This window comes from Chryseobacterium sp. SG20098 (genome assembly GCF_031844745.1).
GTDB classification, from domain to species: domain Bacteria; phylum Bacteroidota; class Bacteroidia; order Flavobacteriales; family Weeksellaceae; genus Chryseobacterium; species Chryseobacterium cucumeris.
Genome location: NZ_CP134622.1, coordinates 1960945 through 1976202, shown reverse-complemented (window position 1 = coordinate 1976202; position 15258 = coordinate 1960945). Strand labels below are relative to the sequence as shown.

At 37.1% G+C, this 15258-nt stretch carries 13 protein-coding genes; 7 read left to right on the top strand and 6 right to left on the bottom strand.

Annotation, left to right across the window (positions count from 1 at the left end; genetic code table 11):
- The first annotated feature begins 502 nt into the window (after positions 1–502).
- From RHP76_RS08995 to RHP76_RS08975, 5 genes are all read left to right on the top strand, one after another.
- Entirely contained in the window at positions 503–1516 is a 1014-nt protein-coding gene (locus RHP76_RS08995; RefSeq protein ID WP_062674158.1) for a nucleoid-associated protein, read from the top strand.
- Between the two features lie 61 nt (positions 1517–1577).
- The gene (locus tag RHP76_RS08990; RefSeq protein ID WP_311230004.1) at positions 1578–2540 is read left to right on the top strand and encodes a hypothetical protein; all 963 of its coding nucleotides are present in this window, start codon (positions 1578–1580) and stop codon (positions 2538–2540) included.
- Positions 2541–2862: 322 nt separating this feature from the next.
- Positions 2863–3033 carry a bacteriocin-like protein gene (locus RHP76_RS08985; RefSeq protein ID WP_157885772.1) on the top strand — a complete coding sequence of 57 codons (171 nt, stop codon included), beginning with the start codon at positions 2863–2865 and terminating at the stop codon, positions 3031–3033.
- Positions 3034–3112: 79 nt separating this feature from the next.
- Entirely contained in the window at positions 3113–3964 is an 852-nt protein-coding gene (locus RHP76_RS08980) for a GLPGLI family protein (RefSeq protein WP_120232012.1), read from the top strand.
- 82 nt (positions 3965–4046) lie between these two features.
- Positions 4047–4817 carry a cyclase family protein gene (locus tag RHP76_RS08975; protein WP_120232011.1) on the top strand — a complete coding sequence of 257 codons (771 nt, stop codon included), beginning with the start codon at positions 4047–4049 and terminating at the stop codon, positions 4815–4817.
- A 67-nt stretch (positions 4818–4884) separates the two neighbouring features.
- Here RHP76_RS08975 and RHP76_RS08970 read toward each other — a convergent pair whose 3' ends face one another.
- From RHP76_RS08970 to RHP76_RS08945, 6 genes are all read right to left on the bottom strand, one after another.
- Positions 4885–5637: a succinate dehydrogenase/fumarate reductase iron-sulfur subunit gene (locus tag RHP76_RS08970; RefSeq protein ID WP_311230003.1), complete on the bottom strand. Its 753-nt coding sequence runs from the start codon at positions 5635–5637 to the stop codon at positions 4885–4887.
- A 12-nt stretch (positions 5638–5649) separates the two neighbouring features.
- A complete protein-coding gene (locus RHP76_RS08965) occupies positions 5650–7566 on the bottom strand; it encodes a fumarate reductase/succinate dehydrogenase flavoprotein subunit (RefSeq protein WP_311230002.1) in 1917 nt (638 codons plus the stop codon).
- 11 nt (positions 7567–7577) lie between these two features.
- Positions 7578–8234, bottom strand: coding sequence for a succinate dehydrogenase cytochrome b subunit (locus RHP76_RS08960; RefSeq protein ID WP_311230001.1), 657 nt, complete (start codon positions 8232–8234; stop codon positions 7578–7580).
- Between the two features lie 16 nt (positions 8235–8250).
- Complete coding sequence (locus RHP76_RS08955) at positions 8251–9681, bottom strand: anion permease (protein WP_062674169.1); 1431 nt, start codon at positions 9679–9681, stop codon at positions 8251–8253.
- Between the two features lie 20 nt (positions 9682–9701).
- Positions 9702–10868 carry a porin gene (locus tag RHP76_RS08950; RefSeq protein ID WP_062674171.1) on the bottom strand — a complete coding sequence of 389 codons (1167 nt, stop codon included), beginning with the start codon at positions 10866–10868 and terminating at the stop codon, positions 9702–9704.
- A 150-nt stretch (positions 10869–11018) separates the two neighbouring features.
- A complete protein-coding gene (locus RHP76_RS08945) occupies positions 11019–12068 on the bottom strand; it encodes a linear amide C-N hydrolase (protein WP_062674173.1) in 1050 nt (349 codons plus the stop codon).
- A gap of 381 nt (positions 12069–12449) precedes the next feature.
- Here RHP76_RS08945 and RHP76_RS08940 point away from each other — a divergent pair, with 381 nt between their 5' ends.
- A complete protein-coding gene (locus tag RHP76_RS08940; protein ID WP_311230000.1) occupies positions 12450–14648 on the top strand; it encodes an ATP-binding protein in 2199 nt (732 codons plus the stop codon).
- A gap of 20 nt (positions 14649–14668) precedes the next feature.
- Complete coding sequence (locus RHP76_RS08935) at positions 14669–15220, top strand: biliverdin-producing heme oxygenase (protein WP_311229999.1); 552 nt, start codon at positions 14669–14671, stop codon at positions 15218–15220.
- Positions 15221–15258: the final 38 nt, after the last annotated feature.

Sequence of the window (15258 nt, the reverse complement as noted above, 5' to 3'; positions counted from 1 at the left end):
TAGTGTTCGAGCATTTTGATGAAGGCTCCAAAAATGAAAATGGTTAAAAAAGCAAAAAAGAGCATATGATAGGGCTTAAGCCATTTTGGAGTTGCAGGTCCTTTGCTTTTTAACCTTCTGAGCTTGTCGATTCTGTTTAAAGTCTTTAAGTCCATTTTTCTATGTTTTCAAATCATGATGCCAATGGTATTCCGATGAAAATAGAATGTAATTAATATGTTGGTAATTAATAAATTATGATTTTATAGTTGAGTTTTTTAAACAAAAAAGCCTGTCAAAATGATAAGGGTTTTATCAATTTGGAAAAAATAAAAAGACAAAAATTGCTGCTATCACACCTTCTTATTAATCTGAGGATTGATAATTCCCATCCTTTGGAGGGGTGGCGAAAATTCAAAGAATTTTTGACGGGGTGGTTAAAAGAGAGTAGTATAAAATGACATTTTTTAAGTTTCGCAGTAAGGATAAGAATGAATATCTTTGCAGTCCAAATATTCAGAAAATGTTTTCAAAAATAATAGTACACAGAGTCGGAAATAAGATCAACGGAGATTCGCTGACACTTTCCCAGGAGGAATTGAAGCTGGAAGAAGGAATGGCAGAAATGCTTGAAGACTACTTTTTAGGTTCTTTTAAATCGGAAGAAACCTTCCATTTTTACAGTGACACTTATCTGGTGAATAATCCGGTTTACAGTGCAGTATCTGAAATTTTTGATGATAAATCCAAGTTTATCTGGGAATCTGAGAATATTGCCAAACATCTTTTCGAGGCTGCTGAGAACCCGAGAGTTCAGAGTGGAGAGCTTTTCATCGTACTTTTCGAAGATGAAAGCGACCGTCCGGACAGAGTGGATAAAATCGGGATTTTTAAAACGGAGAAGAGAGAATCTTTCCTGAAAATCAATCCTGCTGAAGAGACATTTGATATTGAAAAAGATCAGGGTATTGGTTTATCCAAAATTGATAAAGCAGCTTTGATCTACAACAACAATAAAGAAACAGGATATGTACTTTCTGTAGTTGATAACAACAAAAACGGGGATATGTACTACTGGTTCGAAGATTTCCTGAAAGTAAAACAGCGTGATGACGAATATTTCCACACGCAGGAAGCCCTGATGGTATATAAAGATTATATCACCAAACAACTTCCTCAGGAATTTGAAGTTTCCAAAGCAGACCAGGCAGATTTCCTGAATAAGTCTATCAATTTCTTCAAGGAAAAAGAAGAATTTAAGCTGGATGAATTTGCCAATGAAGTACTGGGTGATGAGCATGTAATTGAAAGTTTTGTGAACTTTAAAACAGATTACGAACAGGATATGCAGGTGAATATTGCCGAGGAATTTCCAATCAGTGAAGCTGCGGTGAAAAAGACACAGAGACACTTTAAAAGTATTATTAAATTAGATAAAAACTTCCATATCTACATCCACGGAGACCGACAAAAAATCGAGATGGGTGAGGATGATAAAGGAAAATATTACAGACTTTATTTCGAAAAAGAGGTATAAAAAGAAATCTCCGGTTCCATAATAATATCATAACTTTATTGCTGATTACAAAATAACAGTTATGAAATTTATGATCATTTTCTGGGGAATTTTTCTCTTTTTTTTCTGCGTTCCTTTTCCGATTTTCATTTATATGATGAGTGAAGAGCTGGCAACAGAACCGAGAAATTCATTAGCGGTGAGCTATGGGTATCTCGGTTTTTCTTTGTTAATATGGGGATATGTGATTATTTTCTTTATCAATAAGCTTTTCATTGCAACTTTTAAAGAGAAAAATACGATAAAGTCTATTCTTAGGAACGGAATACCAAGAGAAGCCAAAATCATTGATTATAAACTCCTCAAATACATTGCTAAGAAAAACATGAATCTCATTCAGGTTACGCTTTCATTTCCTAATCTCAGCAATACGGTGATAGAACATAAAACGATGTTTCATGATTCTAAACCATACGAAAAAAGATTTGACGCAGGAAACAAAGTAAAAGTACTGCTGAATCCTCAGGCATCAAAGGAGCCTTACTTTATTTTAAGCGATCAGAAAGTGGGATTCAATACATCAGGAATGATTTTAAGAATTGTGTTTCTTGTATTATTGATTGCTTATGTTATTGGCTTATACTCTTATTTCTATTGGAGAGAATCCTTTGATTTCGGCTGGAGGTTTCTGACATTCATGCACCCAATTATTTTCAGCGGGGTGATGACCATTATGTATGTCCTGGTTTTTCAGTTGATTTTTGGCAGGCTTTTAAAAAATACAAAAGAAGAACGTATTCTTTTTTCAGGAAGAAATGCTGAAGCCAATATCATCAGTGTAAGTGAGACAGGTCTTCTTGTTAATAATCAGCCACAAATCATGTTTCAGGTAAGTTTTAAAGATTTCAGAGGAACTGAACATATTGCGGTATATAAGAAAATTGTCAGCTTTCTAGAGCTCTCTTCCATTCCTAAACAGGGAACTATTGAGATTATGTATGATGAGGATGATCCGAAGAAGATTATAATTCCCAGAGGAGTTTAGGGAGTAAAAAGGCGAAATAGCAAAAAGGCAAAACCACTAAATCTGATAATATGACATCAGAACAATTACATATTTTCAGACTTTAGATGTAAAGTCTCTGTTTGACATTGACTATTTAACATATAAAAAAATATCCAAATGAATTTTTTTTAATGAATGCATTTTGTTTAAGTAACAGGATAAAAATCAATTTAATTTTATACGGAAATTTTTAAGTAAAAAATATGTATTTCTAAGATAAACAAATACTTAACATAATAAAAAAATGTCCTTCAGATGTGAATTAGTTGTATATATTTGATACTTACTAAAAACATATTTTATGAAAAAATTAAAAAAAATGACTCGTGAAGATCTTAAAACTGTAAAAGGAGGTGTTAAACAAGTTTGGATTGCAGAATTTTGTGGCCAGACTGCTACTACAACTCAAGATTGGACTGCAGAACAAGCAAATCAATGGCTTGCTAATCTTGAAGCAAATTACTGTAATTAATATTTGTTTCATATTAATTATTGCACTTATGGCTTTATTATGTTATAAGTGCATTTTTTTTGCAATCAAAAATAATTCTATGTATTACTATAAAAAATTATTTCAATTATTAGCCTTATTTTTTAGTGTCTTATTTTTTTCTCAATTACATAAAAAAGATAGTCTGCGTGGTGAATTTACCTATTTATTAAAAGCTAAATTGAATACATCAACTCCTGATTATAGACATGAAGAATTTTTTTCATTACAGATAGGCGATGAACGTGCTTTTTTTGCGAGTATTCAGTCACTGAAAAGAGATTCTGTATTCCAAGCACTTCCAATAAAAACTTTAGAAAATGGAGCAAAACTGTTAAGTTCGAAGGGAATGTCTATCCCAAAAACAAAATTTTCCTTTACTATAATACAATCAAATGAAAATATACAGTATTTTAACTTAGTTGGAATGTCAATACTTACCTATAAAGAACCGATCATTAAAAATTGGAATTTGAGTAATGATACAAAAATAATAAACACAATTAATTGTAAAAAAGCGGAAGTTACCTTTAAGGGGAGAAATTGGATCGCTTGGTACTCTCCCGAAATTCCATTACCCTATGGGCCATATAAATTTAGCGGATTGCCTGGATTGATTGTTAAAATAACAGATGATAAAGGAGAATATGATTTTGAGCTAGTAAAGTCTACACCTGCATTTAAATTAAAAGGTAAATTAATAAAGATAAACGAAAATAGATATAATGAAGCTTTTGAAACGACTCGACCGAAATTTGAAAAAGCGTTAAAAGATGCTAATGCAAATTTAATTGGTGTACTTCAAAGCTCTGAAACCACTATTATACAAGGTCAAGAAATGATAAGACAAAGACAAAAAGAACGAGAAGAAAACAAAAAATATGAAAACCCGATAGAATTAGAAAAAGATTAGTAATGGCTGATCTTTTTTCATTTGCTAATATCTATTCGTTTTTTTGCCTTATTCCTTATCTTTGTTTTCTTAGCTAAATCATATGAAAACAACACTTGTCGATCTGACAAAACCTATCCAATACAATGCAGGAGATCCGTGGTTCATGCGGGTGAAAATTAAACATAAAGCCCATAGAAAATCACATTGGCTGATTCGTCTGGCATTGAGGCTTCCATCAAGGCTTTTTCCTAAAAACTGGATAGGCTGGGCAGATGACACTATCAAAAATATGGGACTTCATGCAACAACACATATTGATGCTCCCTGGCATTATGGCCCTGTAGTGGAAGGGAAGCCTGCCAAAACCATAGACCAGATTCCGTTGGAATGGTGCTATGGAGACGGAATTGTGATTGATTGTACGCATAAAGAAGATTTTGTTGCTATCACTGTTGAGGATTTGAAAAAAGATCTCTATAAAAACGGAATTACCATTCAGGAAGGAAATATTGTTCTGATCAGAACGGATCGTGACAAAATGATGGGAACTCCAGATTTTGTGGAAAAAGGCACCGGAATGAGTAAAGAAGCTACAGAATGGCTGATTGATCAGGGCGTAAAAGTAATGGGAATCGACCAATGGGGCTGGGATCTTCCTTTGAAATATATGGCTCAGAAAGCCAAAGAACTCAATGATCCTGAATTTTTCTGGGAAGGCCACCGCGTAGGCATCGAAAAAGAATATTTACACATCGAACAGCTTACAAATCTGGGCGCACTACCTCCATCCGGATTTAAAATCTGTGTATTTCCCCTTAAAATTGTTGGCGGTTCTGCTGCTCCCGCCAGAGTAGTGGCGATGATAGAATAAGAAATAAAAGGACGAATTTGAATTTACAAATTCGACCTTTACTTATGATCATCTTTGCTTTCTCAGATTAATTTTTCTTTCTGAAAAACAAAGCTTTGTTGTATTCAAAATTCATTCTGGCAATATTCAAAACAGAAATTCCCTGAGGACATTCTACTTCACAGGCTTCCGTATTGGAGCAGTGCCCGAATAATTCCGTATCCATTTGAGCCACCATATCCAGCACTCTCTTGCTTCGTTCTTCTTTTCCCTGAGGAAGGAGTGCCATGTGAGTGATTTTTGCAGAGGTAAATAAAGCTGCACTTCCATTTTTACAAGTGGCAACACAGGCTCCACATCCGATACACGCAGCAGAATCAAAAGCTTCCTCAGCTGTTTGGTGAGTCACCGGAATTGCTGTAGCATCAGGAGCTTGGCCTGTATTCACAGATACAAAACCTCCTGAAGATATAATTCTGTCAAAAGCAGAACGGTCTACTTTTAAATCTTTCTTCACCGGAAATGCTTCAGCACGGAATGGCTCTATCAGAATCGTTTCCCCATCTTTAAAGGACCTTAAGTGAAGCTGACAGGTGGTTGTATTTTTCAAAGGACCATGGGCAATACCATTAATCATCATCCCGCATTGTCCGCAGATGCCTTCACGACAGTCATGATCAAACTCAACAGGTTCATCACCCTCAATAATCAGTTTTTCATTTAAAGTGTCCAGCATTTCTAAGAAAGACATGTGAGAATTCAATCCTTTCAGGTCGTAACCTACCAGTTTTCCTTCACTTTTTCTGTCTTTCTGTCTCCATATCTTAAGATGTAAATCCATAATTTTCTGTTTTTATTTGTAACTTCTTACCGTTGGCTGAATTTCTTCAAAGATTAAAGGTTCCTTAATAATTTCAGGTTCACCATTTTCCCCTTTCCATGCCCATGCAGAAATAAATTGGTATTCTGCATCATTTCTCATAGCTTCTCCGTCCGGAGTCTGATATTCTTCTCTGAAATGAGCTCCACAGGATTCGTTACGGGTTAAGGCATCGTAGCACATCAGTTCTCCGATTTCGAAATAATCGGCTACACGGCCTGCTTTTTCCAGTTCGGTATTCATTTTATCTCCCTGTCCGGAAACCCTTACGTCTTTGTAAAATTCCTGTTTCAGTTTTCGGATTTCCTGAATGGCATATTTCAACCCTTCTTCATTTCTGGCCAGTCCGCAATAATCATAGAGGAGCTTTCCTAAAGTTTTGTGGAAATAATCAACGGTTTTGGTTCCTTTAATATTAATGAAATTGTTGATCTGATCTTTAACAGCCTTTTCAGCCTGTTCAAATTCAGGAGTATCCGGTGAAATTTTTCCGGTGTGAATTTCATCTGCCAGATAATTGGCAATCGTGTAAGGCGCAATGAAATATCCGTCTACAGACGCCTGTAAAAGAGAGTTGGCTCCTAATCTGTTGGCTCCGTGATCGGCAAAATTAGCTTCACCTAAAGCAAACAGTCCGGGAACAGTAGTCATCAGTTCATAATCTACCCAAAGTCCACCCATTGAAAAGTGGGCAGAAGGAGAGATCATCATAGGTTCTTTATACGCATCATATCCTGTTATTTTAAGATACATATCGAATAAGTTTCCATATTTTTCTTTAATCTTATCTTTTCCCTGTTCCTGTATTGCTTTGGAAAAATCAAGATATACTGCATTTTTCAAAGGCCCGATTCCGAAACCGGCATCAATTCTTTCCTTGGCAGCACGGGAAGAAATATCCCTTGGAGCAAGGTTTCCGAAAGCCGGATATCTTCTTTCAAGATAATAATCCCTTTCATTTTCCGGAATGTCATTGGGTTGTCTTGTTTCCCCTTCTTTTAATGGAACCCAGATTCGGCCGTCATTACGTAATGATTCAGACATTAAAGTCAGTTTGGACTGATAATCTCCGGATTGCGGAAGGGAAGTAGGGTGTACCTGAATCCAGCTTGGGGAAGCCATTAAAGCTCCTTTTTTATGGGCTCTCCAGATGGCAGAACCGTTACATCCCATGGCAAGGGTTGACAGATAATAAATTTTTCCGTAACCTCCGGTTGCCAATATTACAGCGTGGGCGGCATGTCTTTCAATATTTCCTGTGTCTAAATTCCTTACGATAATTCCTCTGGCTTTCCCATCAACAGTAACCAGATCCAGCATTTCATGTCTTGAAAATAATTGCACGGAACCTTTTCCAACCTGTCGCATTAAAGCCTGATAAGCTCCCAGAAGAAGCTGCTGCCCCGTTTGTCCTCGCGCATAGAAAGTACGGCTTACCTGAACTCCTCCGAAGGATCGGTTGTTCAGATATCCGCCATATTCCCGCCCGAAAGGTACACCTTGTGCAACAGCCTGGTCGATGAGGTTCAAAGAACATTCTGCCATTCTGTAGACATTGGCTTCACGGGCTCTGAAGTCTCCTCCTTTTAAGGTATCTACAAACATTCTGTAGACACTATCACCATCATTTTTATAGTTTTTGGCGGCATTCACACCTCCCTGTGCTGCCACAGAGTGTGCTCTTCTCGGGCTGTCCTGAAAACAGAATGATTTGACATTATATCCCATTTCCCCTAAAGAAGCTGCAATTGAACTTCCCGCCAATCCTGTTCCTACAACAATCACATCCAGTTTTTTACGGTTGGCAGGGTTTACGAGTTTTGCTTTCTTTTTATAATTTTCCCATTTATGTTCCAATGGGCCTTGTGGTATTTTTGAATCTAAAATCATAATCGTTCCTTTTAATGATAAGTGAAGAATACATACACAGGCATCAATGCAAAACCTACACAGATAATGATTGAATACGCAATCCCGATAGTTTTGAACCATTGTACAAACTTAGGATGATATAATCCCAGAGTTCTTACAGCACTATGGATCCCATGAATCAGGTGATAGCATAAAGCGATCATTGATACAACATAAATGATAACGTACCACCATTCTTTAAAGACATTCACTACCAGAATGTAGAGGTCTTTATTTCCGTTTTCATCCAAAGGAGGATTTCCGAATTTATAGATATACCAGAAGTTCTGGAAATGGATCACCAGGAAAATCAGAATTAATGTTCCCAGGATTCCCATATTTCTGGAAGCCCATTTGCTAGCTCTTCCACGTCTGTCCGTTTGATAACCGCCTCCTGATTTTTTATTTTTTATAGTAATCATCAGTCCGTCTACTGCATGCAGAATAATACTGGCATATAAAACGTAAGAGACTATTTTGATAATGATATTTCCTGATAAAAAATGCGAATAAGCATTAAACTGCAGGTGCGCTTGTTCTTGTGGAAGAAAAAGCTGAAGATTTCCAAGGAAATGAATCAACAGGAAGAATCCCAAAAAGAGTCCTGTAAGGCACATCAGCATTTTTCTTGACAGTGTTGATAACATATTTTTGATTTATTGGTTAATAATATCCTAAGACTTTCATCCACAATCCTCCTACAACCATATAAATGATCAATAGAACGATTCCAATTTCAAGACCTCTGAGCCACCAGACTTTCAGGTCAACATATCCGCTTCCGAAGAATACCGGTGCCGGACCGTGGCCGTAATGAGTAAGTACCCCGTAAATTGAACCCATGAAACCAAGCATCATTGCCAGTAACATTGGTGGGATTCCTAAAGAAACACCGACACCCAGCAAGGCAGCATACATGGCCGCTACGTGAGCAGTAGCACTGGCAAAAATATAATGACTGAAGAAATATACTACAATAATAACCGGGAAAGCTACCTGCCAGCTCAAACCTCCAATCTGTACTTTGATAAGGTTACTGAACCATCCAATGAAACCTAATTCATTTAAAGAACTTGCCATCATCACCAGTACAGCGAACCAAACGATCGTATCCCAAGCTCCTTTTTCACCTTTTACATCTTCCCAGGTTAATACTGAGGTTAGTAGTAATAATGTTAATCCGATAAAGGCTGTAGTAGTAGCATCAATAGAGAGTGCTCCTCCAAATATCCAAAGGGCTAACAGAATGAAGAATGCCAGCAGCATCAGCCATTCATTTCTTGAGATAGGCCCCATTTCTTTTAATTTCTGAGCTGCCATTTTAGGAGCATCACCCGTTTTTTTCAATTCAGGCGGATATAATTTATACAATACCAAAGGAACGATAAAGAATGCTACTGCACCCGGAATAAAACCTGCTGCTGCCCATGACATCCAGGTAATATCAATACCAAGGTTGGCTGCAAACTTCTGACACATCGGGTTACTAGCTGTCCCGGTAAGGAACATAGAAGAAGCGATCAGGTTCATGTAATAACTGTTCAAAGTCAGGAATGACCCTAGCTTTCTATGGGTTTCCGGCTTTTCAGGAACAGAATCAAAGCTTATGGCCATAGACTTCATGATCGGGTAGATAATTCCACCTCCTCTTGCAGTGTTACTAGGAATAGCAGGAGCAAGACAAACATCGGCAAGTCCTAATCCGTAAGCCAATCCCAGTGAGCTTTTCCCAAAAACTCGGATGAATAAAAAGGCGATACGATTTCCCAATCCTGTTTTGATAAATCCTCTGGCAATAAAGAATGAAATCCCGATCAGCCAGATTACTTTATCTCCAAAACCGGAAAGCGCTTTGGTAATAGATTTCCCCGCATCTCCCGGAGCAACTACCTGCGTAAGGGCTGTAAATCCAATGGCCATCATACACATTGTTCCCATTGGAGCAGCTTTTAGAATAATTCCTAAAATAGTTGCCGCAAAGATGGCAAACAGATGCCAGGCATTCTCTGCAACACCTTCCGGAGCAGGAATGAACCATATGATCAACGCAACAACAAATGTGATCGCTACGTTTTTAATATTAATTTCTTTCATGATACTAACTATTTAATCGTTTAAAACCTACTCTGTACCTGTACAATGAATAGATTATTGTTGTATTGTGATGTGTTTTCCACCTGATGTTTGTAGCGGTCAAACTGTACTCCCAGCTGAATTCTTGCTCCATAATTTTTCAGGAATTCCAATCCGACCATCGGAGTGATTGTTTGTCTTGGGTTGGAAGCCATTCTGAAATTGGTATCAAGGTATTCGTAACGGCAGGATAATTCGAAGGCGCTGAGATTTTTGTGGTTGATCTCATATCTTAGATTCGGAAGAAAATAAGCACCGCGGATAAGATATTGGTCAGGATTATCAGGACGTAATTCAGGTGCAATGGAGTTGTATAGAACGTGATTGGTTGCCTGTTTGGCTTCCAGCTGCATATCAAGGCTCCATTTTGGATCAAACTGGATCAGTGAACTTAGATCTACGCCCAGCGCATATACTTTTTTGCTGAAAACTTCTCCGGTACCTCCATTCAGACCTACATTGAAGTGGTATTTTTTTGATAATCCGAAAACCAGACGGGTAGAATACTGTTTTCCGTTGTCATTATCATTGATCTGGTTTTTTCCATTTCCATTCACTACTGAAACAGCATATTGGAAAGGAATTTCTCCCAGTTGAAGTTGCCCTGTAGCAGACATCCCGATCTGGAAGCTTGTCCAGCCCAGTTTTCCGAATTCTGTGTATTGATTGGACCAGTCTAAAGACTTGATAATATCAATAGGATAGGTCTCTTCGATACCGAACCAAGGTCTGAACTGTCCTACAGTAATTGCTAATTTGGGATTGAAAGTATACTTCAGGTAAGCATTTTCAAGAACTCTGCTTTTGGGATCATTTTTAAAATCGGCAAGGTTGGCCAAAACAACAACTTCCGTACGTTTACTGATCTGTGCCCGAACCTGAACCCTCATGTATTTGAGCATGAAATTATTATCAGTTCCGGAACCGTCGGTGTGATGAAGTCCGTTAACATCTACATCTTTACTCATTCCTACAAGGTAACGTGCCTGAAAAAGGCCTTTGATCTGCAGTTGCGGATATTTTACATTGTCTTCTTCCTGTGGAGGAGGTGTGGTCTTCAGAGAATCCTGATTTTGTGCATAAGCTGATAACCCACAGGCCAGCATACACAGGATCAGGCTTTTCTTTTTAATCGAAAAAAAGGCCATATCTATTTTTGTTTTTTTATTGTGAACTCTATTTTAACACAACTGCTTACTTATCCCCTCAAATTTTTGATTTTTAGTATTTCGTCTAATCATAATGGGGCATACTTAGTTCAATATCTACTAAGCACGAGTATTTTTTGTGGTTAAAATCTATTTTAATCCTAAGAACGTGAACGGTGCAGACTCTTTAAATTCTGCATTGGATTTTCCGTTATAAGTGCGGTTATTGCTGAGGTCAAGTTTCATCACTTTTCCTTTAGGGCTTAGATCAAAATCTTTAAGATCTACCCAAAAAGTGTTGGGAGTGAAAACCGTTTCAAAATAATACACCAGGTTTTTCTGATCCGAAACAGAACGCCATCTTGTTGACGAAATATTAGGTTCTGTTGCAGAAGTGATTCCATAAGGAACAGAACAGTTTCTGATCACACTGAAAACACTGGCTACTGCTGTGCGGGTATCTGCAGTCTGAGGAATCGCATTGATATAATAAGAAGCTCTTACAAAGCGGTCTGCAGCACGGTTTGTTCCCGGAAGCATAACCGTTCCCGGGATGCCCTTCCAGTAATTGTTAAGAGCAAGCTGTTCTTCAAAAACCGGAGAGTTGGTCATTACCGTATAAGATGGATCATGATGAATAACCAATTTTCCGTCAATATATTCAAAAACAGCATTGTCTCCTGAAGCATCGGAAATGGAAAGGTGAACCGTTGTAAATCTTTCTGTTCCAGGAATATAATCACTTACAATAACGAAAGGTTCTTTTCGGGAGAATTCTACGGCCTCTTTTACTGTAGCAAAATTATCAAGATAATATTGTGCCCATAATGAAATGGCAATTCCCTTTTTACTTCCTTTTCCATCGAATTTTGGGTATTGGGATTCTCCTAGCCAAAGCAGGTTAGCTACCAGTCCCTTTTCATTCATTCCGTCTGCTGAAGCAATATCCCATGAAGAGCTGATGAGGCTGCCGTATTTGGCGGTCCATTTTACAGATTTTGGGCCTACAAGTCCGTTGCGGTCTATTCCTTTCGGGAGAACCCATAAGTTGGCGGGGATTTCGTCACGCCAGTCCATAGAACGAGCTGTAATAACAGTATTCTGGGGGCCTTTGTAAACTACCCTTGTACAGGCTTCTGAAGGATTCCATAATCCTATAGAGAGGATCAGAGAAAATAAAATTAATGGGAACTTTTTCATAATAGTATTATTTGAATTTAAATTTTATATAGAATTCATTGAGAATAATTCAATGGATTTTTATCATATTCATTATTTGGTGATATAAATTTAGCAAAATTTGTTTAAATAAAACAATTATTAAGGTTAATAATATGTAATCCATGTTATGAATCATGATTAAAGAGTACATAACCTGATTATTGGATTTTTTTTCGTATATTTTAGATATTTGACATGAAAAAGGGGGAAAAATGAAGAATGTTTGAATGTGTTTTTGATTCTTTTTTTGCTGTAAATTTCTCATAAATACTTGGTGGAGCAGACTTTAAATTTAGATACCACAAAGAAGAAAGCTGTTTGAAAAAAACAGTATATTTGATATATAGACTGAAAAGATATATGAATTTTATAGAGTGCCATGAAGAACCTATCCATATTCCGGGTTCTATTCAGAGTTTTGGTTATTTGATTGGCATTGATGCAGAATCCCATACCATTACTTTTTTTAGTAGGAATATTGCGGATTTATTTAAATTCGGAAGTTCAAAAGAGCTGTTCGGAAGAAAAATTACTGACTTTCCTGAAAGTTTTCAGAGCATTATTGATTCAGAAATCTATATGTCACTGGACAAGTTTACCAGACGTAAAAATGAAACCTATTTCGATAAAATTTTTATCAATGATAAAGAGTATCATTTTTCTGTTTTCAGAAGTGAACTTTATATCTTTCTGGAGTTTGAAGAAGTAATCATTAATCCCAATAAACGGATCTCCAATAAATATGATAACTTTTACATCATTGATAATGAAAAGGAACTCTGGAATCATCTTCTTGAAACGCTTTCGAAGGTGATCAACTATGATCGGATGATGGTCTATAAATTCATGATGGACGGTTCCGGAAAAGTAATTGCCGAAAAGAAGAATGAAAACATGGAAAGTTTCCTTGGGCTTCATTACCCGGAGTCTGATATTCCAAAACAGGCAAGAGATCTTTATCTTAAAAAAAGAAAAAGAATCTTCAGCAATGTGTATGCGGATACCGTTCCTATTTTAAGCAAAAGCGCAGAGAGCATTGATCTCACTTTTTCAGCATCAAGAGGGATGTCACCGGTCCACGGGCAGTATCTTAAAAATTCGGGAGCAGCTTCAAGCTTCAGTGTTTCCATTATTATCGATGACCATCTTTGGGGATTGGTTACCTGCCAGAATGTGGAACCCAAACATATTGATCTTGAAGACAGGGTGCAGGCCGGAATTTTTACAACACTTGCTGCCAATGCTTATTCATCTTTTAAATCAAAAAGCGAACTGAATTACCGTTTGGAGCTGAATGAGAAAATATCTCAGCTGAAAACGGAATTTTTGAAACATAATCATCTCTTTGATTCTCTTATTGAATGTAAAAAAGAGATCAGAAATTTACCTGAAGCAGACGGACTTGCTATTATTTCGGATGAAAATATAATTACAGACGGCAGCACACCTGATGTTGAAACATTAGGAAGAATTGCAGAATGGGCTCTTGGGAATACTGATGAGCGTATCTACGTGAGCAGAAGCTTTCTTAAAGATCACGGTAAAGAACTTGAATTGACGGATAATGCGGCAGGAATTGCCATCTATTTTATTGAAAGAGATAAGAATGAAATGCTGATCTGGTTCAGAAAAGAGTTTGATGAACATATCAACTGGGCTGGAAATCCGGAGAAAAAAATAGAAGTGTTTTCTCAGAATGGAGAGGAAAAACATATGATATCACCAAGAACTTCATTCCGGATTTTCACAGAAAATATCAAAGGGTATTCTAAAAGATGGAATTCCAGAAATGTAAGTGCTGTACAGGCCGTAAGGGATTTGATTTTAGAAACTTCCCATAAAAATTACAACGCCATCAAAAGGCTTAATGATGAGCTTAAAAAAGTAAATGAAGAACTTGACAGTTTTTCTTACACCATCTCACATGACCTTGGTACTCCTCTGACCGTAATGAAACTAAATGCACAGATGCTGTTGGGAAATCTTTCTGCTGATGCTGAAAAAAGTAAAACCAAGATCAATTCAATTATTGAGGAAATCGACAATATGGCGGAAATGATGCATGATGTGTTGCAGCTCAGCCGAGCCAAACACAGCGAAATACAGCTTGAAAGCCTGAAAACAGCTCATACAATTGAGAAAATTTCCGAAAATGCCAAGATGACCTATGGCAGCCCGAACAGTGAAATTATCATTAAAGAATGTCCTGATGTACTGGCTGATAAAACCATGCTTCATCAGGTATTTCTGAATATCATCAACAATGCTGTAAAATATTCTTCCCATAAAGAGCTTCCGAAAGTGGAAATTGAAGGGGCAGAGGACGGGCAGACCATTATTTACAGAATCTCAGACAACGGTATCGGTATCCCTGTGGAGGAGAAGCATAAAATGTTTAAAATCTTCAACCGGATGGATAATGCCAAAAAGTTTAAAGGAAACGGAGTAGGACTGTCTATAGTACACCGCATCATGAAAAGATTGGGAGGAGATGTAGATTTTGAAAGCAATAGTGAAGGGACTTCCTTTATTTTAACGTTCAAAAAGCCTTATATTTGAGAAACTTTTAAAACGTACTTATGGTATCAGAATATCTAAAACAGAATACAGCAGAGTATCACGATGCAGCAGAAAAACTTTTTAATTCTGAGAAGATTTTCAACAAAACCTTCACTTTAGAAGACTATAAAAAAATCATTCATACCAATTACCTGATGCTTCTTCACAGCGAAGATAAAATATTCAGAAGCCTTTCTGATAAGTATGCAGAAAGCCTTCAGCTTGATGCGAGAAAGAAGCTTTCGCTTATTGAAAAAGACCTGCAAAGTCTTTCTCTGAGAAATCAGGAAGTTTCTCATCCCCTAGAGTTCAATAACGAACATGAAGCACTTGGAGCGATGTATGTGATTGAAGGTTCTACGCTTGGTGGAAATGTAATTGCAAAGCAACTTTCCCAAACAGAGGGTTTTGATGAGGTAACTTTCAACTTTTTCGGATGCTATCAGGAAAATACGGGGCCAATGTGGAAAAACTTCAAGGAAGTTCTGGATACAGAAATCGCGGAAGAAAACTATAGTGAAGTGCTTTCCGGGGCGAAAAAACTATATATGTTTTTACTGAACGTTAACTAATTTATTTTAATTCTAATTAAATTCCTGAAAAATTGCTC

Coding starts and splice junctions, on each gene's coding strand:
- RHP76_RS08940 (WP_311230000.1), top strand. CDS start 12,450: ATGAATTTTATAGAGTGCCATGAAGAACCTATCCATATTCCGGGTTCT.
- RHP76_RS08965 (WP_311230002.1), bottom strand. CDS start 7,566: ATGATTTTAGATTCAAAAATACCACAAGGCCCATTGGAACATAAATGG.
- RHP76_RS08955 (WP_062674169.1), bottom strand. CDS start 9,681: ATGAAAGAAATTAATATTAAAAACGTAGCGATCACATTTGTTGTTGCG.
- RHP76_RS08935 (WP_311229999.1), top strand. CDS start 14,669: ATGGTATCAGAATATCTAAAACAGAATACAGCAGAGTATCACGATGCA.
- RHP76_RS08970 (WP_311230003.1), bottom strand. CDS start 5,637: ATGGATTTACATCTTAAGATATGGAGACAGAAAGACAGAAAAAGTGAA.
- RHP76_RS08990 (WP_311230004.1), top strand. CDS start 1,578: ATGAAATTTATGATCATTTTCTGGGGAATTTTTCTCTTTTTTTTCTGC.
- RHP76_RS08975 (WP_120232011.1), top strand. CDS start 4,047: ATGAAAACAACACTTGTCGATCTGACAAAACCTATCCAATACAATGCA.
- RHP76_RS08950 (WP_062674171.1), bottom strand. CDS start 10,868: ATGGCCTTTTTTTCGATTAAAAAGAAAAGCCTGATCCTGTGTATGCTG.
- RHP76_RS08995 (WP_062674158.1), top strand. CDS start 503: ATGTTTTCAAAAATAATAGTACACAGAGTCGGAAATAAGATCAACGGA.
- RHP76_RS08960 (WP_311230001.1), bottom strand. CDS start 8,234: ATGTTATCAACACTGTCAAGAAAAATGCTGATGTGCCTTACAGGACTC.
- RHP76_RS08985 (WP_157885772.1), top strand. CDS start 2,863: ATGAAAAAATTAAAAAAAATGACTCGTGAAGATCTTAAAACTGTAAAA.
- RHP76_RS08980 (WP_120232012.1), top strand. CDS start 3,113: ATGTATTACTATAAAAAATTATTTCAATTATTAGCCTTATTTTTTAGT.
- RHP76_RS08945 (WP_062674173.1), bottom strand. CDS start 12,068: ATGAAAAAGTTCCCATTAATTTTATTTTCTCTGATCCTCTCTATAGGA.